Consider the following 26929-nt stretch of genomic DNA (forward strand, 5'->3'; position numbering starts at 1 on the left):
CTGTCACAATGGACGGCAAAAGGCCGCGGCCTTCGGAGACCGGGATCGAGGACGCAAGCTTCAGGCCGGATCGTCGGCGATCAGCGCCGCATACAGCTGGTCGGCGTCGCGCGCCTGGCGGACGTTGCGCAGCACGCTGTCGGTGCGCAAACGCCGGGCGATGGCCGACAGGGCGTTGAGATGGTCGCCACGATCGCCTTCCGGCGTCAGGAACACGAAGACGACGTCGACGGGAATGTCGTCGATCGCCTCGAAATCCACAGGCTTCGCCGGGCGGATGACAAGGCCGTAGGCTTCCGCCAGGCCGGCATAGCGGGCATGCGGGATGGCCACGCCTTCGCCGATGCCGGTCGAACCGAGCTTTTCGCGGTTGACCAGCCCCTTGAAGATGGCGGCGGCATCGAGGCCCGTGGCGGCCGCAGCCGTGTCGGCCGCAAGCTGCAGCAGCTTGTTCTTGTTGGAAACGGAGACGTGCGCCAGCACGCTGCCGCGCGATATCAGGTCGGAAATCTTCATGTCGGCGCCTGCATTAGAGCAACTTCGGACAAGTGTGAAACGATTTTCCACCCGCATTCACAGGAAGCGGGGATAAAGGGCCGGCAACCGGGTTCCTGCGGCGAACGACCGTGCCGCCTTTCGCCTTGGGAACGGAAGCCGGTAGTCAGGTGGGCATCAGGCCACCCTGCTCAGCAGGATCTTGTCGATGCGGCGGCCGTCGAGGTCGATGACCTCGAAACGCCAGCCGTTCTTGGTAAAGCTTTCGCCCAGTTCCGGCAGGCGGCGCAGTTCGGTCAGCACCAGGCCGGCGACGGTCTCGTATTCCGGGTCTTCGCCGACCTTGAAGCCCATCTGGTCGGCGAATTCGTCGATAGGCATCCAGCCGGCGATCAGGTAGCTGCCATCCTCGCGCTCGACGACGGCCGGCTCCTCCACTTCGCTTTCCTGGAAGACGCCGGTGATTGCCTCCAGCACGTCGCCGGAGGTGATGATGCCTTCGAAATGGCCGTATTCGTCATAGACAAGCACCAGATGCGCCGTCGACTTGCGCAGCGCCTGGATGACGTCGATGGCGCTGGTGAGGTCGGATACCACCGGCACCTCACGCATGATGGTGCGGACGTCCTTCTCGTTGCGCAGGAAAAACGCATCATAGGCATCCTTGACGAACAGCACGCCGATGATCTCGTCGGAACTGCCGTTGCGCACCGGCAGGCGCGACCGGTTGGTCGAGCGCAGTTGTTCCTTGATTTCCTCGAAACTGTCTTCGATGTCGATCACCTCGACCTCGCGGCGCGGCGTCATCAGCGCGCGCGCCGTGCGGTCGGCCAGGCGCATGACGCCCGAGATCATCGCCGATTCCTCGGTCTCGATCACGCCGGCGCTCTGCGCCTCGGCCAGAACGGTCTTGATTTCTTCGTCGGTGACACGGTCGCTGGAGGCGCCACTCTGGCCGAGCAGCATCAGCACCAGGCGTCCGGAGCGATCGAGCAGCCAGACGAGCGGCGCAGCCAGGCGCGACAGGAGGCGCATGGCGGGCGAGACACGCGCCGCGATCGCCTCCGGATCGCGCAGCGCGATCTGCTTCGGCACCAGTTCGCCGACGATCAGCGACAGGTAGGTGATCGCCACGACCACCGTCCCGACGCCGACGGCATCAGCGACATTGCTGGGCATGCCCTGAGTCAGTAGCCAGGACGAAAAACGCGCACCGAGCGTGGCGCCGGAAAAGGCACCGGAGAGAACGCCAACAAGGGTGATGCCGATCTGGACGGTGGACAGGAACCGGCCCGGATCTTCGGCGAGCTTGATCGCCATTCCGGCGCCGCGGTTCCCCTGTTCGGAGAGCACCCTCAATCTTGCTGGTCTGGAGGAAACTACCGCCAATTCGGACATTGCCAACACACCGTTGAGCACGGTGAGTAAAATCACGATCAGGATCTCGGTAAGCAAAAGGGACTCTTCAAATTGTTGACGGATATGTCGCGAGCGACATGAACCACACATAGCACAGTCTTGCCAAGCGGTGCAAAAAACTGCACGCGTGCATTTTACAGTACCGCAACGCAATTTCGGCCGTGCCGTCCTTACGGTTTCCGCAGGCGGCGCCATCTTGTCGAAAGCACGAAATACCTTCTATTCGAGACGCATAAGCCGTCATGAAATTGACATTTTACATCTTGCCGAAACGAACATTTTAGGTTTTCCAGATATGAAATACACCCGGGAAGCGAGGAATCCGGGATGAAAGATTTTTTTCTTAGCAGGGCCGGCAAGCAATTTCTGTCCTTGGTTGCGCTGGGCACGGCTCTGTGGGGGCTGGGTTACGAGCTCAGTTTCCATGAAAGCCTGTTCCGCTTCGTCAACGTCTTCAAGCCTTACGGCGCCGACAAGCTCGTGCTGGCGATCGCCGTCGGCGGCGCCATGAGCTTCATCTATTCCATCCTGCGCATCTACGACCTGCGCAAGGAAATGGAGTTGCGCACCACCGCCCAGGCCCGTGCCGACTGGGCCGCCACGCACGACCACCTGACCAAGCTGCCCAACCGCTACGCCTTCGAGCGCGCCACCCTGCCGCTTCGCCGGGCGCCCGGCGAAGACGAAGAAAGAACGGTCACGGTGTTTTCCGTCGACCTCGACGGCTTCAAGAAGGTCAACGACCTCGTGGGCCACAAAGGCGGCGACGCGCTTTTGATCGAGGTGGCGCGTCGCCTTTGCTCGCTGGGCAAGGCGGACTGCGTCTTCCGCTTCGGCGGCGATGAATTTCTCATCGCCGCCATCGGCCTGCCGGAAAGCCACCAGGGCCGGTTCGCGCAGATGCTGATCCAGGCCGTGACACGCCCGATCCATATCGACGGCTTTGCGGTCGAGGTCGGCGCCAGCGTCGGTTTCGCCACCTGGCGCGAAGGTCGCGAGCGGCTCGACGAGGCGGCGCACCGGGCGGACCTTGCCATGTACGAGGCGAAGTCCGGCGGTCCCAACCGCCATTGCGCCTTCGAAACCGCCATGCAGGACAAGGTGACCGAACGCGCCTCGCTGGAAGCCAAATTGCGCCTGGCGATCCAGGAAAAGGCGATCTGCACCCATTACCAGCCGCTGATCAACCTGCGCACCGGCGCGATCTGCGGCTTCGAAGCGCTGGCGCGCTGGACCGACAGCCAGGGGGTCTTCATCCCGCCCCCGGTATTCATCGCCATCGCCGAAGAAACCGGCCTGATCACCGAATTGTTCGAAAACCTGCTGGCGCAGGCCTGCGGCGATGCACTCGCTTGGCCGGAGGATATCATCCTCTCCTTCAACGTCTCGCCGGTGCAGATGGAGGATCGGCTGCTTGCATCCCGCATCCTGCGCATTCTCGACGCCACGAAACTCCCCGCCCGGAGGCTCGAGATCGAGATCACCGAAAATGCCCTGATCCAGGATCCCGTCGATGCGGCCCGAATTCTCGACGAACTGACGCAGGCCGGCGTCCAGGTGGCGCTCGACGATTTCGGCACCGGTTATTCCAGCCTGTCCCAGCTGGCGCGCTACCGGTTCGACAAGATCAAGATCGACAAGAGCTTCATCTCGACCTACCAGAACGACGAGCGGCAGGACAAGATCGTCCGGGCCATGCTCGGGCTGGGCCGCAGCCTCAACATCAAGACGACGGCTGAAGGCATCGAGGAGCACGGCCAGCTGTCGCACCTGCTGCTGCTTGGCTGCGACATCGGCCAGGGCTACATCTTCGGCAAGGCGATGCCGGCGGAGCAGGCGCTCGATTTCATCAACGACCGCCGAGAGGTGTTGACGGCCTCCGCCTGAGTGCGGCACGCAGCAATTCGTCCGCGCTTGCGTAGACCGGGCGATTTCCGGCGCTACATGCTCCCGTAGCAAGAAGGAGCGAAGAATTTGGCGGAAACAGGCGTTGTCGAAACAGCAGGACCGGCAGAGAACCGGAAAGATCGCGCCCGCGGGCGCGACGCCAACTCTCCCGGTGAAATTCCGGCCAGGGGCCTGAAGGACGTGTTCTGGCGCGTCGTCACGGAAGTGAATGACGACCGCGTTTCACTGATCGCCGCCGGCGTCACCTATTATCTGCTGCTGGCGCTGTTTCCGGCCCTGGGCGCCCTTGTCGCGCTCTACGGCTTCATCGCCGATCCCGCCAGCATCGCCAGCCACCTCAATGTGCTCGGCCGCATTCTGCCGCCCGGTTCGCTGGACATCATCCTCGGACAGCTCGCCGCATTGACGCAACAGAAGAACTCGACGCTCAGCTTTGCTTTCTTCGGCGGCCTGCTGGTGGCACTGTGGAGCGCCAACAACGGCATCAAGGCACTGTTCGACGCCATGAACATCGCCTATGGCGAAACGGAAAAGCGCGGCCTGATCAAGCTCAACCTGCTGTCGCTGCTCTTCACCTTCGGCGCGCTGCTCGTCGCCGTCATCCTCATTTTCGCCATCGGCGTCATCCCGGCCATTCTCGCCTATCTCTGGCTCGACCGCTGGGCGGAATTGCTGGCATCCCTGGGCCGCTGGCCGGTGATCCTGGCGATCGTCGGCGCCGGCATCACGCTGGTCTACCGTTACGGCCCGAGCCGCGAGCCCGCCAAGCTGCGCTGGCTGACATGGGGCGCGGCCCTGAGCACCCTGCTCTGGCTCGCCACGTCCTTCCTGTTTTCTTTCTACCTGGAGAACTTCGCCAACTACAATGCCACCTACGGCACGCTCGGCGCCCTGATCGGCTTCATGGTCTGGACCTGGATATCCGTGGTCATCCTGATCGTCGGCGCCGAGGTCAACGCCGAACTCGAACACCAGACGGCCCGCGATTCGACCACCGGGTCGCCGCGGCCGATGGGAGAACGCGGCGCCTACGTCGCCGACACGCTGGGAGCGGAGGCCGGTCGATGAGGGGTCTGCACGATCCCTGCAAGGAAAAAGCAGACGGCAAACCATTCCGGCTCCGGCCTGTCACAATGCTGTCGCACACACACGCTTTTCTTGCGGCAGAAAGACAGGGGTATATCCATGAACAGTGTTGACCAGGATCATCTGGACCGCATCAAGGCCGAAATCGCCGACAGCTTCGACGAGGAGCTGGAAATGCAACTCGAAGAAGACCGGCTGGACGAACTGGTCGCCGAAGGCATGAGCGCGCCCGGCGAAATGACGCTCGACCGCAAGGTCTACTTCCGCGAGCTGTTCCGCCTCCAGCACGAACTCGTGCGGCTGCAGGACTGGATCCAGTACCAGAAACTCAAGGTCGTCGTGCTGTTCGAGGGCCGCGATTCGGCCGGCAAGGGCGGCGCGATCAAGCGCGTGACGCAGCGTCTCAACCCGCGCATCTGCCGTGTCGTGGCGCTGCCGGCGCCGACCGAGCGCGAGCGAAACCAGTGGTACTTCCAGCGTTACGTGCCGCATCTGCCGACCGCCGGCGAAATGGTGCTCTTCGACCGCAGCTGGTACAACCGCGCCGGCGTCGAACGCGTCATGGGCTTCTGCACCGCCGACGAGCTGGAGGAGTTCTTCCGCTCGGTGCCGGAATTCGAACGCATGCTGGTCCGTTCCGGCATCATCCTGATCAAATACTGGTTCTCGATCACCGACAACGAGCAGGAATTCCGCTTCAAGATGCGCATCCACGATCCGCTGAAGCAGTGGAAACTGTCGCCGATGGACATGCAGAGCCGCATCCACTGGGAAGACTATACCAAGGCCAAGGAAGAGATGCTGGCCCGCACCCATACGCCGGAAGCACCCTGGTGGGTGGTGCAGGCCGTCGACAAGAAGAAGGCGCGGCTGAACTGCATCGCCCACCTGCTCGACCAGATCCCCTATGGCGACGTGCCGAAATCGCCGGTGGACTTGCCCGACCGCGTACACCACACCGACTATGTGCGCCATCCGGTGCCGGCCGACATGTACGTGCCGGAAGTCTACTGAGAGGTCGACACCCGGTCTTCGCAAGGCCTGACCCGGCACCGGCCCGGTCAGGCCTTGACGTTTCGCCGCAACCGACGGCAACGGAAAGACGGATGGCAGCACCCGAATCGGTTATCATGCGCCTCCATCGGCCGGCAGACCCGTTTCCTGCCAGCCGGGGGTAAACCGAACGATTGGGCTTTGTGTATCCGATGGCAATTTTTTTCCGACTCTCAATCCCCGAAAGCCTGGCGCTGGAAAAGATCGACGATCGGTTCGCCGGCCCGTGCGATTGCGACGGTTATCTCAGCCTGATCGGCGATCGCCACAACTACACGATCGGCTGGGAACGCGGAAAACATGCCGACGATTTCCACGCGCAGGTGAGAGCCGCCCTCGGCGTCACCTCGGAAACTGCGCCTTTCTGGCTCGTTTACGAGCGGCGCGACGACCGCAACGATCCCGGCGTCAACGACATCCGCAACGCCGCCATCCGGCTCTCCCGCACCTATGAGGATGCGATCGTGGTGACGTTGAGCCTGCTCGACCGTAAGGATGCGGCGCGCGATCTAGAGCTGGTGCTGATCTGCTTCAGCGACGAAGTCCACAGGCGCAACTTCAAGATCCGCTACGAAGGCAAATACGTTTCGGAGTGATCGCACCGGCTGAAGAGCATTTTCCGTCTCGTTGTTTCCAGGCAATTCCGGGCAAAAAGCCGCGGCGCACGTTTGCTGGAATTGCTCTATTTGCCATGGGCGGCGAAAACGGTATCCTGACGGCGCATCATCGAAAGAGCGCTGGGAGGAGCGATTTATGAGAAGAATGTGGCCCGAAGAGTTCAACGCTATTTTCGAGCAGGCGGAGGAGGTCATGGTCACGCCGCAGAGCATCGCGGCGGCCGGCGAGCAGGAGCAACATCCCGAACCGCACATGCCGAGGAAGGCGCTGAAGCTTCGGCTGCCCATGGCGCTTTACGAGCGTGTCTGGCCGCTTGCGGAGATGCGCTTCCGGCTGGCGGAAGGCCCGTTTGCCGGCCAGGCGGTGACGATGATCACCACCAATCCGCATTACCACGCCTGGCATCCCGCCGATGGCGGCAAGGACGAACATATTTCCGATGCCGGCCATGCCTACAACACGGAACACGTTGTCGTGCATTTCCTGCTCGATGACGTCCGGGAAAAGCTGCCGGCCTGAGATTTCCGGCCCGTCGGCCGCAAGCCGGCGGGCCGCCTTCAGCCCTGTGGCAGGAAGCGCAGCCGCAAACGGTTCGCTACCCAGCCGACGAGGATACCGGCGATGGCGCCGATCGCCTTGATCATCGCGTCATGCGCCTGGGCATGCCGGGTCGGCGCAAGATACTGCAAAAGCTCGATCGCCCCGGCGCCGATGACCAGCAGCACGGCGCAAGCCAGGAAGTAGCGCGGATAGGCGATGACGAACAGCGCCGACATCACGAAGAAGGCCAACGCCCGGTCGGCATCGACGGGCAGGAAATCACGCGGCCGCAAAGAGATCGGCGAGATGGTGGCGAAAATGATGGCAAAGAGGCAAAGCCAGGCGGCGATCTGAAAAAAGCGGGTCGTTGTCATCGGCGCATTCTATCAGAGCCGGAGCGTGCCGCAACGCACCAACGGCAATTTGAATGCCCGGCCCTCCGTGCACCGCCGGCGATGGCGGCTCAGTTCGGAATGCCGCGGCGATCGCGATGCTTGGCCTCTTGCTTGCGATAGAGCGCCAGCATCAGGCCCTTCAACTCCGGTTCGCAGATGCGCCGTGCCGCCTCGATGCAGGAAACCCATTCGATCCGCCGCTCACCCGCCTCCCGGAAACGCGGCAGTTCTTCCGCAAATTTCACCAGATGCACCTGCACCAGGCATGGCACGCGCTGACCGTCGGCCAGCGTCTTCAGATAGGTATAGCGGCCGAAAGGCTTGCGTTTGGCCTTGCCGAGAACGCCGGCCTCCTCGAAGGCCTCCTGCGCGGCAACCTTGTGCGGCGGCTTGTCGTCCATCGGCCAGCCCTTCGGAATGATCCACCGGCCGGAAGCGCGCGTCGTCACCACCAGGACCTCGACGCCTTCGAAGCCGCGACGGTAACACAAGGCGGCATATTGCAGGCGGAAAGGCGCGCGAAACAGAATCTCCGGCTGCTGTGCCAACTCGGCAAGCAGGTCGCGGGTGACCTGGGCTTCCTTGCGGTCAGGTTCGATGGCACGGCCCTCCTGCGCTTGAGCCTGGCAATCAAGCTGCTCCGCGCGAATCCGCAAATGATATTCATACCTTGCAAATCTACGCAATGGCGAGCGCCGGCCAGGATGCCACCGTTCCACACAAGCATGGAGAAAGGCGGACCTTTTGCATATGATTGCAAAACATTCATGACAAGCCGGCGAGGGCTTTCCGCCATCTCGGGATACCGGCGCACGTGCACACACCACAAACCGGCGTCTTCCGCGTGCTGCAAGGCGTTTTATCTTTTCTGCCAGGCGCCGAAGCAAAAAGCCTGACGGGGTGGGCACTCCGGCGCACTCAATCGTTGAAGCTTCGGCGACAGAGGGATATTCAAGGGCATCGTTGCAAACGGTGAGGCTCGAATATGCAGATCGGAATGATGGGACTGGGCAGGATGGGCGCCAACATGGTCCGGCGCCTGATGCGCGGCGGCCACGAATGCGTCGTCTACGACATCAATGCCGCAAGCGTCGAGGCGCTGGTGGCCGAAGGCGCTGTCGGGGCGACGTCGCTGGAGGATTTCGTCGGCGCGCTGAAACCGCCGCGTTGCGTCTGGCTGATGCTGCCGGCAGCGATCACGCCGAAGATCGCCGGCCAGGTCGCGGCGCTGATGGCCGAAGGCGACATCGTCATCGACGGCGGCAACTCCAACTATCGCGACGCCGTCGACCAGGCCAAGCGCCTTGGGGATCGCGGCCTGAGTTATGTCGATGTCGGCACCAGCGGCGGCGTCTGGGGCCTCGATCGCGGTTATTGCCTGATGATCGGCGGGCCGGATCAGGCCGTGCGCCATCTCGACCCGATTTTTTCGACGCTGGCGCCGGGCGCCGGCGAAGGCGTATCCGCGGACGCACCGACAGCGCAGCGCGGCTACCTGCATTGCGGCCCGAGCGGCGCCGGCCATTTCGTCAAGATGGTGCACAACGGCATCGAATACGGGCTGATGGCCGCCTACGCCGAGGGCATCAACATCCTGAAGGCCGCCAATTCCGGCAACCAGGCGCGCGAGGCGGATGCCGAAACCAGCCCGCTGGCGGAGCCGCACTATTACCAGTTCGATATCGATCTCGCCGGCGTCACCGAAGTCTGGCGCCACGGCAGCGTCATCGGCTCGTGGCTGCTCGACCTGACGTCGGAGGCCCTGAAAAAGGATCCGGCGCTGGAGAAGTTCGGCGGCCGGGTGTCCGATTCCGGCGAAGGGCGCTGGACGCTGAAGGCCGCCGTCGATACCGGCGTGCCGGCGCCGGTGCTGTCTTCGGCGCTGTTCAGCCGCTTCTCCTCGCAAGGGGAATCGGAATTCGCCGACAAGCTGCTGTCCGCCATGCGGTATGCCTTCGGCGGCCATGTGGAGAAGCCGAAGGAATAGGCTGGTCGTCAATCGCCCCGGCAAGTCGGCATTTGCCGTAGCCCATAAGAAAAACCCGGCCGTCGGGATCGACGGTCACCGTGCGGCGCGGTAGTTCAATACGCAAGATCATGCGGAGTGTGTTCATGGAATTCCATTCGCCCTACAGCCACGGTTTCGTGCGGGTGGCTGCCTGTACCCCGGCCTGCGAGCTTGCCGATCCGCCCTTCAACGTCAGCTCGATCCTGGAGCTTGCCAGGAAGGGCCACGAGCAGCATGTCGGGCTGATGGTGTTTCCGGAACTGGCGGTTTCCGGCTACTCCATCGACGACCTGCTGGGCCAGGACGTGCTGCTGGATGCCGTCGAGGACGGTCTTGCCACGCTTGCCGCCGAGAGCCGTGCTCTCGGCCCGGTGCTGCTGGTCGGTGCGCCGCTACGCCATGAAGGACGGCTGTTCAACTGCGCCGTCGTCATCCATGCCGGCCGCATTCTTGGCGTCGTGCCAAAGACCTTCCTGCCCAACTACCGGGAATTCTACGAAAAGCGCTGGTTCGCCTCCGGTCGCACCGTGCGCGAGGCGGAGATCGCCGTTGCCGGCCAGACGGCGCCCTTCGGCGTCGACCTGCAGTTTTCGGCGCAGAATGTCCGCGACTTCATCTTCCACGTCGAAATCTGCGAAGACCTATGGGCGCCGGCCGCCCCCAGCGATTTCGGCGCGCTCGCCGGCGCCCTGATCCTCGCCAACCTTTCTGCCAGCAACATCACCGTCGGCAAGGCCGATACCCGCAAGCTGTTGTGCTCGGCGCAATCGGCCCGCACCTGGTCGGCCTATCTCTATTCGGCCGCCGGTCCAGGCGAATCCACCACCGACGTCGCCTGGGACGGCCAGGCCTGCATCTACGAACTCGGCGACCTCCTGGCCGAAACCGACCGGTTTCCGACGACATCGCAGATGTGCATCGCCGATATCGACGTCGAGCGGCTGCGGCTGGAGCGCATGCGCACCGGCACCTTCAACGACGCCGCAACGCTGAACCTGACCGCCGGCCGGAATTTCCGCCGCGTGCTGTTCGATTTCGCCGTGCCGGAAGGCCTGATCGACCTGAAGCGCGCCGTCGCCCGCTATCCCTTCGTGCCGGCCGATCCGAAGCGCCTCGACCAGGATTGCTACGAGACCTTCAACATCCAGGTCCAGGGGCTGATGAAGCGGCTGAAATCGACCGGCATCAAGCGCCTGTGCATCGGCATATCAGGCGGCCTCGATTCCACCCATGCGCTGCTCGTCGCCGCCCGCGCCTACGACCAGCTCGGCTGGCCGCGGTCCGATATCCTCGGCTTCACCATGCCGGGCTTCGCCACCGGCGACAACACCAAGTCGAATGCCTGGGCCCTGATGCGCAGCATGGGCATCACTGCGGAAGAAGTCGACATCAGGCCGCTGGCAACGCAGCTGCTCAACGACCTCAAGCACCCCTTCGCCGACGGCAAGCCCGTCTACGACGTGACCTTCGAAAACGTCCAGGCCGGCCTGCGCACCGATTTCCTGTTCCGCGCCGCCAACCAGCGCAACGCACTGGTGCTCGGCACCGGCGACCTGTCGGAAATCGCCCTCGGCTGGTCGACCTACGGCGTCGGCGACCAGATGAGCCATTACAATGTCAACGCCTCGGTCTCGAAAACGCTGATCCAGCACCTCATCCGCTGGATCATCAAGACCGAAGCCTTCGACCCGGAAACCGACGCGACGCTCGAAAGCATCCTCGAGACGATCATCTCGCCGGAACTGGTGCCGGCAGATGAAAACGGCGCGATGCAAAGCACGGAAGACAAGATCGGCCCCTACGACCTGCATGATTTCACTCTGTATTACCTCACCCGCTTCGGCTTGAAACCGTCGAAGATCGCCTATATGGCGCTGCAGGCCTGGGAAAATGTCGACGCCGGCACATGGCCGTCGCATTTCCCGGAGCACAAGCGCCGGGCCTTCGACCTTGCGACGATCAAGCACTGGCTGGAAGTCTTCCTGTTCCGCTTCTTCACCATCAGCCAGTTCAAGCGCTCGGCCTCGCCCAATGGCCCGAAAGTGACCTCGGGCGGCTCGCTTTCGCCGCGTGGCGACTGGCGCGCGCCGTCGGACGGCAACGGCCGCATCTGGATCCAGGAGCTGAAGGACAACGTGCCGGACGTCTGAGGCGAGGGCAAGACACCATCAAACCGTGCCGTATTGCCTCGTCCGGCATGCGGCATGGAACTTAACGCCCCTTTCCGTGTTCATTCTCCTGTTCCCCAAAGGAGGTTAGACATGGCAACGACAACAAACATCGGGCAGGCCGTTCCCCGCGGCGTGGTCGATACCGCTCATGAAACGGTCAGCTCCGTCAACCAGGAGCTGGAAGCAGAAGTGAAATCCCTCCGCTCGCAGATCGAATCGCTGCGCCAGTCCCTGGTCGAAGCCGGCCATGAGACCGCCGATGCGGTCGCCGCCAAGGCGAAACAGGCCGGCGCCAAGGCGACCTCCACCGTGCAGCAATATCCCGTCACCACCGTGCTCGCCGCGGCGGCGCTGGGCGCGGTCGTGGTGCTCGCCAGCCGCATGTCCTGGTCAAGCCACTCGACTACCTCGTCCTCCCGCTACATCGACCGTGCCGAAGGCATGCTTTCGGAGCTGCGGGATGCGCTCGTGTCGCTCAAGGGCCGCGTGCTCTGACGGTTGCGATGCAGGCCACCCTACATGCATAACGAAAGGCCGGCTTCACCAGGTGAAGCCGGCCTTTCGTTTTCACTGTTTCACGCCGTCAAGGACCTCAACTCAATCGAAGTAGAAGCCGAACGACGCACCATCGCGGTGGCGCCGGTGATGACGATATTCGCGATGGCGGTAGCCGTAATCGTCATCCCAATAGTCGCGTCGGTCATGGTGGCGGCGCCAGTGCTTGCGGCGCTCCCAGCCAGACCATTCCCGGTCGCGATAGTGGTGGCGGCGATGGTTCACCTGCTCGACCTTTGACGCGATCTCCGGCTTGCCGGTGAGGACCGGCGCGGCGGTGGCTTCGAAGGAAGTCAGGGAGATGGCGGCAAGAATGAAGGCACCGAAGGTCTTTTGTATCAAACGCGTCATGGCAGTCCTCCTTTGTTCGATGTCGCTAAAGTGCGCCGCGGCAGGTGAACCGTGGATGAACTGTCGGAGGGTGGAACCGTTGGCGAGCAATGCAGTGTGATACAGCGCACATCGATGAACGGCGGCCATTTTCGGAAAATCGTGCGAGAACGTGACAAAACGACCCTGCTTCCGCGCCGGAAATGCCGACGACAGACGGGATTGTACCGGCTGTCGCTCGCCGCCTACCGGTCGGCGAAAACCCGCACCGGATAGGCCTCGCGCCCCTCGAAGAAGCCAAGTCGGTAAAGACAGGCCCGCAAGGCGGTATCGTAGAGCAGGCTTTTATGATCGAGGGAGCCACGTGGCAGGCTTCCTGCCTCGCATTCGCAATGGGCAAGGGCACGGTTATACTTCCGCGCCAGATCGGGGCGCGCCTCCAGTGGCACGCCACCATAGAGGTAATGGCCGGACGCCACCGATGCCGCCGGCGCGCAAGCCAATCCGACGATTGCTGCCAACACGAATTTCGCGATCATATCCCCTCCTGTACGGGCCTGTACGGCAACCGATGCTACACGATGCCGGCGCGCAACGCTATCGCGGCGTTGCCGAGCCGAACCGGACAGCCGGGGCGCGAATGCCCCGTAGATGCGCTGACAGGCGGAAGACCTTGCGGAATACCTGCTGGCGTTGACCGGCCTGCCCTATCCACGGCCGTTCAACGGCCGTGGGCTCAAAAAACCAGTTCTCCGGGAAGGCGTTCAGCGAAACAGATCGAGTGTCGCTTTCGCTCGATTGTTGATGATGTTGAGGCCGATCGTCTGAAGCTGCTGCTGCGCCATCAGCGACCGCTGCTTGACCACGCTCTCCTCCATATCGGCATCGACCAACCGGCCGATGCTGCGCTGGTTCGTTTCCTGCAGGGACTTCACAAACTCGGTGTTGGCCGAGATCCGACTTGCAGTTGCACCGAGCTTGGCGCCGGCATCCGTGAGGGACGAGAGCATCGAATTCGTGGCCGAAATCATGCCGTCCAGCTCATTATTCGTCGTCGCGTCGGAAATCTTGATTTCCTTGGCAGTTGCAGGGGCCGGCGTCGTGGAGCCGGCATCGAGCATGTAATATTCGTAGGGGCTGCCGTTGCCGGTCGTGCCGGAATAGGCCCTGGTCAGCATGCCGTCAGCAGCGTTGTTGCTGCTGGTCAGCGTCGTCGTCCCCGTGTCGAACTCGATCGTGTTGACGTTCGTCGTACCATCCTCACCGGTCGAAACGGAGGCAACCAGCGACTTGACGCCGGGTGTTGCGCCTGCGCCGGCATTCAGCCAGTTCTCGCCGCTGAACGAGGTCGATGCCGAGACGGTGCCCAGCTGCGCCTTGAGCTGGGTGATCTCGGAATTAATGGCGTTCTTGTCGGCGCCCGACGACCGCGCCAGGATCAGCTTCGCCTGGATTTCGGATACGATGCCGGTGGCGGCCTCCATCCCGAGCGCAGCAGTGTCTGCAGTTGCCGCAGCAAGGCCGGAGGCGTCCTCCGCCGACGACAGCGCCATGCCGGTGGATTCCATTGCCTTGGCAATCGACCAGTAGGCGGCATTGTCAGCCGCCTCGTTGATATTGCGGCCGGCAGCGACATGGATCGTGTTGCGCTCCAGCGCCTTGCTGGATCCGGTTAACAGCGACAAGGCCGATGCCGCCGTCGCATTGGTAAAAGAAGTGCTGGACATGAAATCATTACTCGCACAAGAGGGACGACATTTAGCAAACCCAGGTTGGGACGACTGGCCTCATGCCATCAAGCGCACCCTCACATGGACGCTATCCATCACCTGCATTCACCATACAGACCGGAGATTGCAGAAAACTTTGGTGAAATATTAAGATTTTAATGAAGGGCAGAATTTCCCGGCGACGGACCGAAATTGCGCAACCATCACCCGGAAGCGATTGCTGCAATTCACGATTTGGCCGACAGCGCCATCGCTCATGACAGAGAATGGATAAGTCGAGGCGGGACCGAATCGCCAGCTTGTAGCCACGCTCGGCAAAGACACGAAAAACCAGCAATCTCCACGACGAGAGCCGTATCGCCATCGTTGGACGATAATCCCGACCCTCTGCTATCGGCTCCCGGAGAACATCGCCTGGTGCCTGTATCGACGTTTCGAACAGTCCCCTTTCATAGCGCTTGAGCGCGATCTCGATCACCCGGTTGATGGGCTAGCCCGCGCGCGGGATCTTGCGGGCGCGGAAAATCCAATCAGAAACGATCCGCTTTTTAGTGAACAGCACACATTTAAATGAGAGGTTGTATCCGAAGGCGCTTGACTCCCGCTTGATGTCTGTATTTTAATCACGCCTGCGGATTAGGCAATTTGGTTCGCGCTCACATGACTTCGATAGTCGCAGGGCAGTTTCGCCCCATGATGCTCCCGCAACCGCGGGATCGGCGTCATGGGGTTTTTCGTATTTGGAAGACCGATGGGTGATGCGCTGAAAATCGGCATTCTCTACTCCACCACCGGGCCTTATGGCGCCATGGGTGTCGACGCCCGCGACGGGGCGATGCTGGCAATCGAAGCGAGGATCGAAGACTGCGCCCGGCGGACGGGGCGCGCCATCGAGCCGATCTTCTACGATCCGCATGCAAGCCTCGGCGCCTATCTGGATGGCGCGCGACATCTGCTGCGCGAGGGATGCCGGCATATTGTCGGGACCATCACGTCTGCGGCGCGCAAGGAAGTGATCCCGCTGGTCGAAAAGCATGATGGGCTGCTCTGGTACATGTGTCCCTACGAAGGTTTCGAGGCCAACGAGAATGTCATCTATGTCGGCGGCTGTCCCAACCAGCATCTGATCCCTGCCTTCGAATATCTCATTCCGCGCTTCGGGGCGCGGCCCTATCTCACCGGCGCCAATTATGTCTGGGGCTGGGAGATGAACCGGCTGGCACGGGAGCTGATTGCCAATGCCGGCGGCGAGGTGCTTGGGGAACGCTACCTGCCGCTCGAGGAAACCGCGGTCGGGCGCATCATCGCCGAGATCGAGGAGCGCCGGCCGAGCTTCGTCCTCAACAACCTGATCGGTCCGTCGAGCTATGCCTTTCTCGAGGCGATGAAGACGCTGGGCGATCATGACCCGGCCTTCCGGCCCGAAAACTGCCCGGTCGTCAGCTGCGACCTGATGGAATGCGAGCTCGACCTGATCGCCGATGGTTCGGCCACCGGCCAGCTTTGTGCCGCCTCCTATTTCGACATGCTCGACACGCCTGACAACAGCGCTTTCAAGGCCCGCGCCGCGGGCCGCTACGGCCACGAGCGCCGCATCTCCAGCGTGTTTGCCAGCGCCTACACGGCCGTCGACCTCTGCGTCGGCGCTATCCTGGCGGCGGGCAGCGACGAGCCGCAGGCGGTGCGGCGCGAGGTGCATGGCCGCGAATGGCCGTCGCTGTTCGGGCCGCTCACTGTCGACAGCCGCACCAATCATGCGGCGCTGCCGTTCCATCTCGGCCGCATCAATGCCGATAACGGCTTCGACGTCATCGCCTCCCGGCCGGCGCTCGCCGCCGATCCCTATCTCACCAAGCGCGGCACCCATATGCCGGCCAGGCTGAGGATCGTGTCATGAGCAAGACACCGAATTTCACCGGCTGGCATGCCATGATCCTGCATCGCGCGGATACCAATACCGAGCGGCTGGAGCGGCAGTTCGGCCTGCTCGGCATTCGCGCCACCTGCCAGTGGGCGCCGCTGGCCGACTGGGAAAGCGCCGATCTCGTGCTTGTCGATGCCGACCAGGGCTGGGATGACCTGCTGCCGGCAAAGCCGGATGCCTTGGGCAAGCCGCTGGTGGCGCTGCTCGGCTCGGAAGCGCCGGGCCGCATCGCCTGGGCGATGCAGCAGGGCGCCAGCGCCATCATCCCCAAGCCGGTCGCGGCCTCCGCCATCTATCCGGCGCTGGTGATGGCGGTCTCGATCCACGAGGAACGCCGCGGGGTCGCCGAACGGATGCAATTTCTCGAGGAGCGCGTGCGGATGCGACCGCTGGTGCATGCCGCGGTCGAAAAGCTGCGCGCCGCCCGCGGTCTCGACGAAGAACAGGCCTATGCCATGCTGCGCGAATGCGCCATGCGCCGCCGGCTGTCGACAGAACAGGTTTCGGCGATCTTCCTGGGCGGGGCCGAGCCCTGGCCGGAGGTGGGCTGATGACTGTGCTCCGCTCGCTCTTTCGCCAGCCATCCGCCTTGTTCGGCCTCGCGGTCGTGCTTGTCGTGGTCGTTCTGGCGCTGGCGGCTCCCCTGGTGGCGCCGTTCAATCCCGACGAACAGATGTTCGACGGACTGACGCTCGAGGGCGCGCCGATGCCGCCGGGCGGCCAGTTCCTGCTCGGCACCGATACGCTCGGCCGCGACCTGCTCTCGCGCATGCTTTATGGCGCACGCACCTCGCTGATCATCGGGCTGGTGGCAAACGGCATCGCGGTCGCCATCGGACTCTTTATCGGCATCGTCGCCGGCTATCTGCGCGGTTTCATGGGCAATGTGCTGATGCGCTTCACAGACCTGATGATGGCCTTTCCGGCACTGCTGCTCGCCATCGTGCTGGCGGCGCTGATGAAGCCGAGCCTGTGGATCGTCGCCATGGTCATCGCGCTGGTCAACTGGGTGCAGGTGGCGCGTATCGTTTACACCGAGACACGCGGACTGGTGGAGCGCGACTTCATCATGGCGGAACGTTCGCTTGGCGCCGGCCATGGCCGCATCCTGCTGTTGCATATCCTGCCGCACCTGATCCCGACCGCCATCGTCTGGGGCACGCTCGGCATCGCCACCACCGTGCTGCTCGAAGCCACGCTCTCCTTCCTCGGCATCGGCGTACAGCCGCCGCAGCCGTCCTGGGGCAACATCATTTTCGAGAGTCAGAGCTATTTCCAGGCGGCACCCTGGCTGGTCTTCTTCCCCGGCATGGTGATCCTGCTGACGGCGCTGGCCTTCAATCTCGTCGGCGATGCGCTCCGCGACATCCTCGACCCGACGCAACGCGGGAGGGGCTGATGGTCATCCTGCTCTGCAAACGCCTCGCGCAGGCCTTCCTCATTCTGCTCGGCGTGGCCGCCATCACCTTCGTATTGCTCTATGCGCTGCCGGCCGATCCGGCCCGCATGATCGCCGGCCGCAGCGCCACCGCGCAGACGGTCGCCTCGATCCGCCACGAACTCGGCCTCGACCAGCCGCTGCTGGTGCAGTTCTGGACCTATCTCACCGGCCTGCTGCAGGGCGATCTCGGTCGCTCCTATGCGCAGAAGACGGAAGTCTGGACGCTGATCGCAGCCCGCCTGCCGGCGACGCTGACACTGATGGCCGCCGGCATCTTCGTCGAGGTCGTGCTCGGCATCACCTTCGGCACGATCGCCGCCGTCAGGCGCGGCAGCTTCGTCGACCGGCTGGTGATGACCGCCTCCTTCGTCGGCGTTTCCGCCCCGCAATTCGTCGCGGCGCTGCTGCTGCTCTACGTCTTCGCCGTCACGCTCGGCTGGTTCCCGATGAGCGGCTATGGCAGCTTCGCCCATATCGTGCTGCCGGCGCTGACGCTCGGCATTCTCGGCGCCGGCTGGTATGCGCGCATGGTGCGCTCGGCGATGATCGAGGTGCTGAACCAGGACTATGTCCGCACGGCCCGCGCCAAGGGCCTGTCGTCGCGGCGCATCATCTTCCGGCATGCGCTGCCCAACGCCATCCTGCCGATCATCGCCATGATCGGCATCGATATCGGCCAGTTCATGGGCGGCGTGGTCGTGGTCGAGGCCGTCTATGGCTGGCCGGGCATCGGCCAGCTCGCCTGGCAGGCGATCCAGCAGGTCGACATCCCCATCATCATGGGCGTGACGCTGACCTCGGCACTGGCGATCGTCGCCGGCAATCTTCTCGCAGATCTCATCGCGCCGGTCATCGATCCGCGCATCCGCACAAGCTGAAAAACCAAAGAAGGGGAACTCAAAATGTTCAAACGCTGGTTACTCGGAACCGCCATGGCCACGGCCGCGCTGCTGACGCCGCTTGCGGCAAGCGCCGAAGGCAAGGATATCGTCGTCACCTACAAGGACGACATCACCACGCTCGATCCGCAGATCGGCTACGACTGGGTCAACTGGTCGATGATCAAGAGCCTGTTCTCGCGGCTTATGGATTATGAACCGGGCACCGCCAATCTCGTGCCGTCGCTGGCCGAAAGCTTCGACGTCGCCCCCGACGGCCTGACCTATACGTTCAAGCTCCACAAGGGCGTGAAATTCTCCAATGGCCGCGAGATCGTTGCCTCTGACGTGAAATATTCGATCGAGCGTGCCGTCGATCCCAAGACGCAGGGTCCCGGCGCCGGCTTCTTCGGCGCCATCGACGGTTTTGATGACCTGGCCGCCGGCAAGGATGGCGGCCTCAAGGGCATCGAGACTCCCGACGACTCCACCGTCGTTTTCAAGCTGACTCGTCCGGATGCGACCTTCCTGCACGTGTTGGCGATCAACTTCGCCTCGGTCGTGCCGAAGGAGGCGGTCGAGGCGGCCGGCGGCGATTTCGGCAAGAAGCCGGTCGGCTCGGGCACCTTCCTCCTCAAGGACTGGACGATCGGCCAGAAGCTGGTCTTCGAACGCAATCCCGACTATTTCGTCAAGGACATGCCGAAGATCGACAGCTTCACGGTCGAAGTCGGCCAGGAACCGCTGGTGGCGCTCTTGCGCCTGCAGAAGGGCGAGGTCGACATTGCCGGCGACGGCATTCCGCCGGCAAAATTCCTCGAGATCAAGAATTCGCCTGACGGCGCGCAGATGATCGTCGACGGCGAGCAGCTTCACACCGGTTATGTCACGCTCAATACCAAGGTAAAACCCTTCGACGACCTGAAGGTCCGCCAGGCGGTCAACCATGCCATCAACAAGGAGCGCATCGTGCGCATCCTCAATGGCCGCGCCACGCCCGCCAAGGAAATCCTGCCACCGCTGATGCCGGGTTATGACAACGACTATGCCGGTTACGACTACAGTGTCGAGAAGGCCAAGGCGCTGCTGGCGGAAGCCGGCCACCCCGATGGTTTCGAAACCGTGCTCTACGCCACCAACACCGATCCGCAGCCGCGCATCGCCCAGGCGATCCAGCAGGATCTGGCGGCGATCGGCGTCAAGGCCGAGATCCGCGCGCTGGCGCAGGGCAATGTCATCGCCGCCGGCGGCACCGAAGGCGAGGCGCCGATGATCTGGTCGGGCGGCATGGCCTGGATCGCCGATTTCCCGGATCCGTCGAACTTCTACGGCCCGATTCTCGGCTGCGGCGGCGCGGTGCAGGGCGGCTGGAACTGGTCGTGGTACTGCAATGCGGAGCTCGACGAGCGTGCGGTTGCAGCCGATTCCATGTCCGATCCGGCCAAGGGCGCGGAGCGTATCGCCGCATGGAAGTCGATCTTCACCGACGCCATGAAGGACGCGCCGTGGATACCCGTGACCAATGAACGCCGCGTCGTGGCCAAGTCGCTCCGCATGGGCGGCGAGAACAACATCTACATCGATCCGACCCGCGTCATCAACTACGACGCGATCTTCGTGAAGTAGCGCCGTCTAAATGTGAATTTCCCTTCTCCCCGCGTGACGGGGGGAAGGGTGCGAAGCACGCAGCCGGATGAGGGGCTGTCGCAAAGCCATCTTGGAGAATTCCCATGTGCAGCATCTGCAACCACACCATCCACCGCGCCCAGCATAATTTCGGCTGGAACCGCGACTTCCCGCCGGCACTGACGGCAAAGCCCGGCGAGACCATCCTGTTCGAATGCATGGATTCCTCCGGCGGCCAGATCGGTGCAGATGCCACACTGGAGACACTCGCCAATCTCGACTTCGGCAAGATCAATCCGGTCAGTGGTCCTGTCTATATCGAGGGTGCCCAGCCGGGCGACGCGCTGAAGGTCACCATCAACAAGTTCCACCCCTCGGGCGTCGGCTGGACCGCCAATATTCCGGGCTTCGGCCTCTTGGCCGACCAGTTCGAGAACCCGGCGCTGCATATCTGGACCTATGACACGGTATCGATGGCGCCATCCGCTTTCGGCCCCGGCGGCAAGGTGCCGCTGAAACCCTTCACCGGCACGATCGGCGTCGCACCGGCCGAGCCCGGCCTGCATTCGGTCGTCCCGCCGCGCCAGGTCGGCGGCAACCTCGATATCCGCGACCTCACCGCCGGCGTGACGCTTTATCTGCCGGTCGAAGTCGAGGGCGCGCTGTTCTCCGTCGGCGATACCCATGCGGCGCAGGGCGACGGCGAGGTCTGCGGCACGGCGATCGAAAGCCAGATGAATGTCGAGCTGACGCTGGACCTGGTCAAGAGCGCCAATCTCAAGTCGCCGCGCTTTACCACGACAGAGCCGGTTACCCGCCATCTCGACGGCATGGGTTACGAAGTCACGACCGGCATCGGCCCGGACCTGATGACCGGTGCGCGCGAAGCCGTCATGCGCATGATCGACCTGCTGACGGCCGAGCATGGCTACAGCCCGGTCGACGCCTATATGCTCTGCTCGGTCTGCGGCGATCTCCGCATCTCCGAAATCGTCGACATGCCCAACTGGGTCGTCTCCTTCTACTTCCCCAGGATCGTGCTCGCGTGACCGAAACCAAGCCAACAGGGGCGCCGGTGCTCAGCGTCGAGCGCCTCTCGGTCGATGCGCGCACACCCGAGGGTTTGAAGCGGGTGCTCGACGATATCTCCTTCGACCTCTATCCCGGCGAGACATTGTGCATCGCCGGCGAAAGCGGCTCGGGCAAGTCCGTGACCTCGCTGTCGATCATGGGCCTGCTGCCCAAAGCCTCGCTGAAGGTGACGTCGGGCAAGATCAGGCTCGGCGAGCGGGAGCTGACGACGCTCTCCAACAGTCAGATGCGGCATATCCGCGGCGGCGAGATCGCGATGATTTTCCAGGAGCCGATGACCTCGCTCAACCCTGTGATGAACATCGGCGCGCAGCTGGTCGAGGCGATCCGCGAGCATCAGGGGTCTGCCAATCCCGAGGCGACCGCACTGGAGATGCTGGAAGCGGTGCAGATCAGCGATCCCGCGCGGCGCCTGAAGCAGTTTCCGCATGAACTTTCCGGCGGCATGCGTCAGCGGGTGATGATCGCCATGGCGCTCTCCTGCCGGCCCAAGGTGCTGATCGCCGACGAGCCGACCACGGCGCTGGACGTGACCGTGCAGGCACAGATCCTGGAGCTGATGCGCAAGCTGAAGGCGGAATTCGGCACCTCGATCATCATGATCACGCATGACATGGGCGTGGTCGCCGAAATGGCCGACCGCGTCGTAATCATGCAGCAGGGCCGGATCGTCGAGCAGGGACCGTCGGTCGAGGTCTTCGGCCATCCGCGCGAACTCTATACACGGCAATTGCTGGCCGCCGTGCCGCGGCTCGGCGCGCTGGCGGGAACCGATGGCCCGCCCCGAGTGTCGAAAAGCGCAATCGCGCCGGCCCAACGCGGCACCGCGCCCGTGCTCCATGTCACCGATCTCAGCGTCACCTATGGCGGTGCGTCCGGCTTGATCTTCAAGCGCAAGGCGCCGCCCGCGACGGTCGACGGCATTTCCTTCGACATCATGCCCGGCGAGACGATGGGCCTCGTCGGCGAAAGCGGCTCGGGCAAGTCGACCACCGGCAAGGCGGTGCTGGGACTGATTCCGTTCTCGGGCTCGGTGCAGATCGAGGGCCGCGACATCGCCGGATTGTCGCAACACGACATGCGCCCCTTCCGGCGCTCGGCGCAGATGATCTTCCAGGACCCCTATGCCTCGCTCGATCCGCGCATGTCGGTGGGCAAGGCGGTGGCGGAGCCGCTGGTCATCCACGGCATCGGCAACGCCTCCGAACGGCAGGACCGCGTCGCCGAATTGCTCCGCCGCGTCGGATTGACGCCGGATGCCGCGACGCGCTATCCGCACGAATTCTCCGGCGGCCAGCGCCAGCGCATCTGTATTGCCCGCGCCCTGGCGCTCGAGCCGAAACTGATCGTCGCCGACGAGAGCGTGGCCGCGCTCGACGTCTCCGTCCGCGCCCGCGTGCTCGACCTCATGCTGGAACTGCAGGAGACGATGGGCCTCGCTTATCTCTTCATCTCGCATGACATGGCTGTCATCGAGCGGATGTCGCACAAGGTCGCGGTGATGCGCGGAGGCAGGATCGTGGAGACCGGCACGCGCCGCGACATATTCGAAAACCCGCGCGAGGACTATACCCAGGCGCTGATGGCCGCCGTCCCGATCCCGGATCCGACCGTTTATCGCAAGTGCTGACGCCCAAACCGGTTCCGGGCTTCCTATCCCGAGTGTGACTTTACCGTGCTTCAAGCGAAGCCTCGCCGGCGTTTTGCCGGGACGATCATCGGGGTATCGGAGACCGGATCTTCGATGACGAGGGCTCGCAGGCCAAAGACGTCATGGACCAGTTGTTCCGTGACGATATCGCCGGGGTTGCCCTCGGCGTTGAGGTCGTCCAGAAGGTCGAGCATTTCGATCTGGTGGACGATGTCGAGAAAGGCGATTGGCTCTTCGAGCAGCAAGATCGGTGTCTCCTGCGCCAGCACCATGGCGATCATCACCCGCTGACGCTGGCCGCCGGAGAAGTCCGAGACGAAGCGGAGAGAGGCTTTCCAATAATTCGGGTTAACGTATTCGAAGGCTGCACCGGCCCTCGCGGTGCATGAGGTAAGAAGAACTCTCCACGTCCAACAGCGTGAGATGTGACGCACAGACCGGGACTTCGGCAATATGCCAAGTCTTTTACCGTATTGTAGCTTGAAGAATAATGGTAGCGGGAGACCGTAGTGGTCACCGCAGCCGACACCCTGAACAAGACGTGATCAGCCTCGGAACATGGCAGGTACAGATGGTCCGGGCGATCAAGAAATACGTCGAAAAGCCCCGTAAATCGCCCTCTCCCGCCAATGATGTCGATCATGTCGACCAAACCGTCACGGGATTTTGAGCCAGTGCCGGATCGCGGCAACCGCCGTCTCACTTGCCCAGCTGGCGAACACCCCGATCGATATCCCCGTGAAGGCGATCAGCCCGCTGATCCCGAGGCCGATCATCTTGATCCGCTTCCAGTCGGCGACGGCCGGCGCGTGCGCGGTCTCGACTGTCTCCTTCAGCGATTGCACCTCGCTGCGGATCTGCGCATCAACTTGGCCGCTGATCGCGACTGTCGTGTCGAGCCGGTTGATCCGGTCGACCTGTTCGTCGAGCCTGGCGTGGATAGTTGCCCTGCTTTCGTGGGCGGCGGCCTTCTCGTCGCGGAAGTCTTCCTGCAGGCGCCGCACGCCTTCTTCGACGCGTCCGAGCGCTCGCAGGAGGTCATCGTTCGATGTCGTCACGCTGGAGGCCTTTACCGTTCGACTGGCGGCTGCCGCTTGGTGAGGCCCGCCAGGCCGTCACGGGCGATGTTGACCAGCGTCTTCAGCACGGCCAGGACGGTGACTGCCGTCGTGGTGTAGGCCGGATCGATCCAGGACGCCGAGCACTCGATCTGGCCCGTCGAAAAGGTCGTGCAGCCGGTTGCCAGCAGGAAAGCCGTGGCGGCCGCCAGCAGGGCGATGACGATGTTCAGGATGTTGTGGAACAGGTTAGCGTTCATTGCGGGCCTCCTTCAGGGCTGTGGAAATGACGAGATAGGTTTGCGCGGCCAGGATCAGCGCATTGCCGGCCGTTACGCTCGACGGATCGGCGCAGATCACCGATGCGCCGTCATAGGCGGCCTGCTCCTTGCGGACGGTGCTGGCTTTGATGTTGCCTGTCAGGGCAACAGTGGTGAACGCCAGGTGCGCCGTCTCGATCAGCTGGCAGGTTTTCGGCAGGCTGCGCTGGATCGTGCCGTCGATCGACGCGGTCGCGCAGGACGTGAGCAAGCAGGCCAGCGCGAACGCCAGCATCGTGTGTAAGATGCGCATAATGACCTCTTAGAGTTTGGATTGGGCGGCAGCGCGCAGTTTGTCACCGCACGCCCTGGCGCCGATGACGGACGGGTCGAAGGCAAGCCGGGTGAAATCCCATTTCCCGCGCTGCTGGATGCCGAGATTGCCTTGCACCTCAGCATGCGACAGGACGGTCTTGTCGGTGATCTTGATGCCGTAGCGCCGGCAAAGCTCGGCAACGACGGAGGACAGCACATCGAACTGCTTTGCCGTCATCGGATATTTGCCGGGGTCGAACGGGCTTTCGTGTGAGCCGCCCATGCAGCAGAGCGAGACGCCGATCGATCCGCTGTTGCAGTTGAGGGTATGGGCGGCATAGCCGGCCTTAGCCGGGGCCTCGTTGAGCTTGATCGACGGGATACCGCGGATCAGCTTGCCGTCGTCTTCGATGAGGATGTGGTAATGCTGCCGGTCGAACTCGCTCGCCTTGTGCGCGCCGGCCGTCCAGTGGCAGATGATGCGCTCCATCTTCGCCGCCGGCATCCAGTCGGCCGGGATAATGGCGGCGGCGCGCGGCCGAGCGGCAGGCGCGACGTTGTCCGGCGGCGCCGGTTGAGCGCCGGCTCGATGCCTTTCCAGTTCGTCGAGCGCGGCGTTCACAGCCGAAATGCTTTCGTCACCGAAGCCGCCATCGGCTCCGAATTTCGGCAGCGGGAAGCCAGACGCGATCAAGCGCCGCTGCAGTGTCTGCACGGTCGTGGTCATGGTGATGTCCTATATTAACGATGTTGCAACTACGCGCTCGACACGAGCAGCAGACGGTGGTTCACTCTGGCACAGCGTGGGAGAGCGTTATGGTTTACGAGTGGGATGGCAGCAGAGCGCGTCGCTCTTACCTGGTGAAGGTCGGCATCGTGTTGCTGGCAACGGTCGTGACAGCCGGCCTGCCGCTTTGGATGGTCGTGAACGCTATGGGCTGAGGCCCGAGCGCGAGGTTACCTCAAATTTTAGGTATTGCTTTGAGAAGGGCTCCTCGGTATCCCCGGAGATACCGCGTTGGTCGGATCGGTTCCCCGCGCGGCTTGGGTGCGGGCTGCTGACCCCCTGCCCGCCCGCACCCGCTCTCACCACGTCAGCACGTCTTCCGGCGCGACGGAGATTGCAGCGATGGCCGCATTGTTCACAGCGGTATCGCTCGACACGATAGGGGCATTCGAGAAATCACAGCTGGTCGGGTTCGGCTGCGGGATCGAGGTCCAGACGTAGAACGGCTTGCCGATACCCGGCTTGACCTTCACAAAGGCGCCGAGATCGATGCCGGGGGCGGTCGTCAGGGCCACAAGGGTATCGACGCCGCTGATCTTGATTTCACATACCAGTTTCATTTGATCGTTTCCCATTACTGGACCCTGATGACTTCGAGCGAAAATTCGGCCGGGTCGTATGGGCCGGATGCATTGCTCGCGTTGATGATGAGGTAATCCTCGCCCTTCTCGACCACGAGCGCCTGGCTCGTGCCGCTGTAGGCCTTGGCGAGATATCGGGTATTGGCCTGCGCCTCCGAAAAGAGCACCAGGTAAACGCCGACATCCATCCAGACGGCGGCCGAGAAGTTCACGGCGGTATCGATCCCGCTGATATCCATGTCGGAAACGGCAAAGTTGCCGACTGCATAAATTACGGGCGTCGATGGCAATGGCGGAGGCGGCGCGTTCACCAGCGTGTTGACGAATTTGACGACGCCACCGACACGCTCAACGCTGGTCGCCACCGCCATTTTGCCGGGCGGAACGTCATCGGCAGGTGCAGGCAGATATAGGCCGATTGCCGCAAGCTCGTCGTCGGACCATACCCACTCAACGGTCAAAGGATGCCGAACGTCATTGATCGCCTCGCCGGACCACGGCACAAAGCCGCCCGGCGTCTCAAGATAGAGCGTCATGGTATCTCCAATCAAAGAGGGGTGCCGACGATTGACCAGTCGTCGATAAAGCGGGCATCCACGCTGGCCGGCCCGCTAAGCACGATACTTATCGTCACGTCGTTATTGCCGGGATTGTCAAACCCGCCCGACATCTGAGCCCAGCTTGTGACGGCGTTGCTGCTGATGGATGCCAGTGTCACCCATGAGCCCGCCGCGATCCGATAGCGCAGGACAACGTTGTTACCTGAGCCGACTGAGTTCACCGCGCGGTGCCAGAACGAAACGTCGATATGGCATCCACCTGCTCGCGCAGCCGGGATCGTATATTGCCCTTCGCCGTTGACAGATCCACTGCTCGCTGTCGCCATTTGGCAACCACCCGGAGAAGTTCGAACGGCGTCAGCAGTCGTCGTTTGAGCGAAGCCGCCGCTGACCTGCGTCCATCCGTCTCGGTCACTCGCAAATGTGCCGGAATAGTTGAACCCAGGGC

At 63.0% G+C, this 26929-nt stretch carries 31 protein-coding genes; 16 read left to right on the forward strand and 15 right to left on the reverse strand.

The window, feature by feature from the left end; genetic code table 11:
- Positions 1-60: 60 nt before the first annotated feature.
- Both DEM27_RS05490 and DEM27_RS05495 read right to left on the reverse strand, forming a co-directional pair.
- Complete coding sequence (locus DEM27_RS05490) at positions 61-516, reverse strand: PTS sugar transporter subunit IIA (protein WP_109457198.1); 456 nt, start codon at positions 514-516, stop codon at positions 61-63.
- Between the two features lie 156 nt (positions 517-672).
- The gene (locus DEM27_RS05495; protein ID WP_165823366.1) at positions 673-1935 is read right to left on the reverse strand and encodes a hemolysin family protein; all 1263 of its coding nucleotides are present in this window, start codon (positions 1933-1935) and stop codon (positions 673-675) included.
- 306 nt (positions 1936-2241) lie between these two features.
- On the opposite strand from DEM27_RS05495, the gene DEM27_RS05500 reads away from it, so the two are divergent.
- The 5 genes from DEM27_RS05500 to DEM27_RS05520 all read left to right on the forward strand — a co-directional run bounded on the left by DEM27_RS05500 (position 2242) and on the right by DEM27_RS05520 (position 7098).
- On the forward strand, positions 2242-3801 hold the full coding sequence (locus DEM27_RS05500; protein ID WP_109457200.1) for a putative bifunctional diguanylate cyclase/phosphodiesterase: 1560 nt from the start codon (positions 2242-2244) through the stop codon (positions 3799-3801).
- Between the two features lie 87 nt (positions 3802-3888).
- Entirely contained in the window at positions 3889-4890 is a 1002-nt protein-coding gene (locus DEM27_RS05505) for a YihY/virulence factor BrkB family protein (RefSeq protein WP_109457201.1), read from the forward strand.
- A 117-nt stretch (positions 4891-5007) separates the two neighbouring features.
- Entirely contained in the window at positions 5008-5922 is a 915-nt protein-coding gene (gene ppk2, locus DEM27_RS05510; RefSeq protein ID WP_109457202.1) for a polyphosphate kinase 2, read from the forward strand.
- Positions 5923-6113: 191 nt separating this feature from the next.
- Positions 6114-6557, forward strand: a complete 444-nt coding sequence (locus DEM27_RS05515; RefSeq protein WP_109457689.1) for a hypothetical protein — start codon at positions 6114-6116, stop codon at positions 6555-6557.
- Positions 6558-6714: 157 nt separating this feature from the next.
- On the forward strand, positions 6715-7098 hold the full coding sequence (locus DEM27_RS05520; protein ID WP_109457203.1) for a hypothetical protein: 384 nt from the start codon (positions 6715-6717) through the stop codon (positions 7096-7098).
- Between the two features lie 38 nt (positions 7099-7136).
- On the opposite strand, the gene DEM27_RS05525 is transcribed toward DEM27_RS05520, so the two are convergent.
- Entirely contained in the window at positions 7137-7493 is a 357-nt protein-coding gene (locus tag DEM27_RS05525; protein WP_109457204.1) for a VanZ family protein, read from the reverse strand.
- Between the two features lie 89 nt (positions 7494-7582).
- Complete coding sequence (locus DEM27_RS05530; protein ID WP_245445672.1) at positions 7583-8170, reverse strand: NUDIX hydrolase; 588 nt, start codon at positions 8168-8170, stop codon at positions 7583-7585.
- Between the two features lie 329 nt (positions 8171-8499).
- Between DEM27_RS05530 and gnd the strand changes: the two genes are divergently transcribed.
- From gnd to DEM27_RS05545, 3 genes are all read left to right on the forward strand, one after another.
- Positions 8500-9501 (forward strand): phosphogluconate dehydrogenase (NAD(+)-dependent, decarboxylating), encoded by a 1002-nt coding sequence (gene gnd, locus DEM27_RS05535; RefSeq protein ID WP_109457205.1) that lies wholly within the window; start codon positions 8500-8502, stop codon positions 9499-9501.
- 125 nt (positions 9502-9626) lie between these two features.
- Positions 9627-11672 (forward strand): NAD(+) synthase, encoded by a 2046-nt coding sequence (locus DEM27_RS05540; protein WP_109457206.1) that lies wholly within the window; start codon positions 9627-9629, stop codon positions 11670-11672.
- 111 nt (positions 11673-11783) lie between these two features.
- Positions 11784-12188, forward strand: a complete 405-nt coding sequence (locus DEM27_RS05545; RefSeq protein WP_109457207.1) for a hypothetical protein — start codon at positions 11784-11786, stop codon at positions 12186-12188.
- 102 nt (positions 12189-12290) lie between these two features.
- On the opposite strand, the gene DEM27_RS05550 is transcribed toward DEM27_RS05545, so the two are convergent.
- From DEM27_RS05550 to DEM27_RS05560, 3 genes are all read right to left on the reverse strand, one after another.
- Positions 12291-12599 carry a hypothetical protein gene (locus tag DEM27_RS05550; RefSeq protein ID WP_109457208.1) on the reverse strand — a complete coding sequence of 103 codons (309 nt, stop codon included), beginning with the start codon at positions 12597-12599 and terminating at the stop codon, positions 12291-12293.
- A 224-nt stretch (positions 12600-12823) separates the two neighbouring features.
- Entirely contained in the window at positions 12824-13117 is a 294-nt protein-coding gene (locus DEM27_RS05555) for a hypothetical protein (protein WP_109457209.1), read from the reverse strand.
- A 225-nt stretch (positions 13118-13342) separates the two neighbouring features.
- The gene (locus tag DEM27_RS05560; protein WP_109457210.1) at positions 13343-14305 is read right to left on the reverse strand and encodes a flagellin N-terminal helical domain-containing protein; all 963 of its coding nucleotides are present in this window, start codon (positions 14303-14305) and stop codon (positions 13343-13345) included.
- Positions 14306-15059: 754 nt separating this feature from the next.
- Between DEM27_RS05560 and DEM27_RS05565 the strand changes: the two genes are divergently transcribed.
- The 7 genes from DEM27_RS05565 (at position 15060) to DEM27_RS05595 (ending at position 22899) form a co-directional block, all read left to right on the forward strand.
- Positions 15060-16205 (forward strand): transporter substrate-binding protein, encoded by a 1146-nt coding sequence (locus DEM27_RS05565; protein ID WP_109457211.1) that lies wholly within the window; start codon positions 15060-15062, stop codon positions 16203-16205.
- Positions 16202-16783 (forward strand): ANTAR domain-containing response regulator, encoded by a 582-nt coding sequence (locus tag DEM27_RS05570; protein ID WP_109457212.1) that lies wholly within the window; start codon positions 16202-16204, stop codon positions 16781-16783. Before DEM27_RS05565 ends, DEM27_RS05570 begins: the two co-directional genes overlap by 4 nt.
- Positions 16783-17631 (forward strand): ABC transporter permease, encoded by an 849-nt coding sequence (locus DEM27_RS05575; protein WP_109457213.1) that lies wholly within the window; start codon positions 16783-16785, stop codon positions 17629-17631. Before DEM27_RS05570 ends, DEM27_RS05575 begins: the two co-directional genes overlap by 1 nt.
- Positions 17631-18551, forward strand: a complete 921-nt coding sequence (locus tag DEM27_RS05580) for an ABC transporter permease (protein ID WP_109457214.1) — start codon at positions 17631-17633, stop codon at positions 18549-18551. The genes DEM27_RS05575 and DEM27_RS05580 overlap by 1 nt, the downstream gene beginning before the upstream one ends.
- A gap of 24 nt (positions 18552-18575) precedes the next feature.
- Positions 18576-20177 carry an ABC transporter substrate-binding protein gene (locus DEM27_RS05585; RefSeq protein ID WP_109457215.1) on the forward strand — a complete coding sequence of 534 codons (1602 nt, stop codon included), beginning with the start codon at positions 18576-18578 and terminating at the stop codon, positions 20175-20177.
- 104 nt (positions 20178-20281) lie between these two features.
- On the forward strand, positions 20282-21226 hold the full coding sequence (locus DEM27_RS05590) for an acetamidase/formamidase family protein (RefSeq protein WP_109457216.1): 945 nt from the start codon (positions 20282-20284) through the stop codon (positions 21224-21226).
- A complete protein-coding gene (locus DEM27_RS05595) occupies positions 21223-22899 on the forward strand; it encodes an ABC transporter ATP-binding protein (RefSeq protein ID WP_109457217.1) in 1677 nt (558 codons plus the stop codon). Before DEM27_RS05590 ends, DEM27_RS05595 begins: the two co-directional genes overlap by 4 nt.
- Before the next feature lie 50 nt (positions 22900-22949).
- Here DEM27_RS05595 and DEM27_RS34345 read toward each other — a convergent pair whose 3' ends face one another.
- The 5 genes from DEM27_RS34345 to DEM27_RS05620 form a co-directional block, all read right to left on the reverse strand.
- Entirely contained in the window at positions 22950-23354 is a 405-nt protein-coding gene (locus DEM27_RS34345; RefSeq protein WP_337250464.1) for an ATP-binding cassette domain-containing protein, read from the reverse strand.
- A 222-nt stretch (positions 23355-23576) separates the two neighbouring features.
- Positions 23577-23978, reverse strand: a complete 402-nt coding sequence (locus tag DEM27_RS05605; protein ID WP_109457219.1) for a DUF1515 family protein — start codon at positions 23976-23978, stop codon at positions 23577-23579.
- Positions 23979-23989: 11 nt separating this feature from the next.
- Positions 23990-24238 carry a hypothetical protein gene (locus DEM27_RS05610; RefSeq protein ID WP_109457220.1) on the reverse strand — a complete coding sequence of 83 codons (249 nt, stop codon included), beginning with the start codon at positions 24236-24238 and terminating at the stop codon, positions 23990-23992.
- On the reverse strand, positions 24228-24533 hold the full coding sequence (locus DEM27_RS05615; protein WP_245445674.1) for a cell wall anchor protein: 306 nt from the start codon (positions 24531-24533) through the stop codon (positions 24228-24230). The genes DEM27_RS05610 and DEM27_RS05615 overlap by 11 nt, the downstream gene beginning before the upstream one ends.
- Before the next feature lie 27 nt (positions 24534-24560).
- Positions 24561-25280 carry a peptidoglycan recognition protein family protein gene (locus DEM27_RS05620; RefSeq protein ID WP_109457222.1) on the reverse strand — a complete coding sequence of 240 codons (720 nt, stop codon included), beginning with the start codon at positions 25278-25280 and terminating at the stop codon, positions 24561-24563.
- Between the two features lie 89 nt (positions 25281-25369).
- Here DEM27_RS05620 and DEM27_RS34940 point away from each other — a divergent pair, with 89 nt between their 5' ends.
- Positions 25370-25495, forward strand: coding sequence for a hypothetical protein (locus DEM27_RS34940; protein WP_280954507.1), 126 nt, complete (start codon positions 25370-25372; stop codon positions 25493-25495).
- A 144-nt stretch (positions 25496-25639) separates the two neighbouring features.
- On the opposite strand, the gene DEM27_RS05625 is transcribed toward DEM27_RS34940, so the two are convergent.
- The 3 genes from DEM27_RS05625 to DEM27_RS05635 are packed head-to-tail and all read right to left on the reverse strand — an operon-like array spanning position 25640 to position 26807.
- Positions 25640-25900 carry a hypothetical protein gene (locus tag DEM27_RS05625; protein ID WP_109457223.1) on the reverse strand — a complete coding sequence of 87 codons (261 nt, stop codon included), beginning with the start codon at positions 25898-25900 and terminating at the stop codon, positions 25640-25642.
- Positions 25901-25914: 14 nt separating this feature from the next.
- Complete coding sequence (locus tag DEM27_RS05630) at positions 25915-26457, reverse strand: hypothetical protein (protein WP_109457224.1); 543 nt, start codon at positions 26455-26457, stop codon at positions 25915-25917.
- A gap of 11 nt (positions 26458-26468) precedes the next feature.
- A complete protein-coding gene (locus DEM27_RS05635) occupies positions 26469-26807 on the reverse strand; it encodes a hypothetical protein (RefSeq protein ID WP_128755437.1) in 339 nt (112 codons plus the stop codon).
- Between the last annotated feature and the right edge of the window lie 122 nt (positions 26808-26929).

Origin of the sequence: Rhizobium album (genome assembly GCF_003122325.1) — a bacterium.
GTDB lineage: Bacteria > Pseudomonadota > Alphaproteobacteria > Rhizobiales > Rhizobiaceae > Metarhizobium > Metarhizobium album.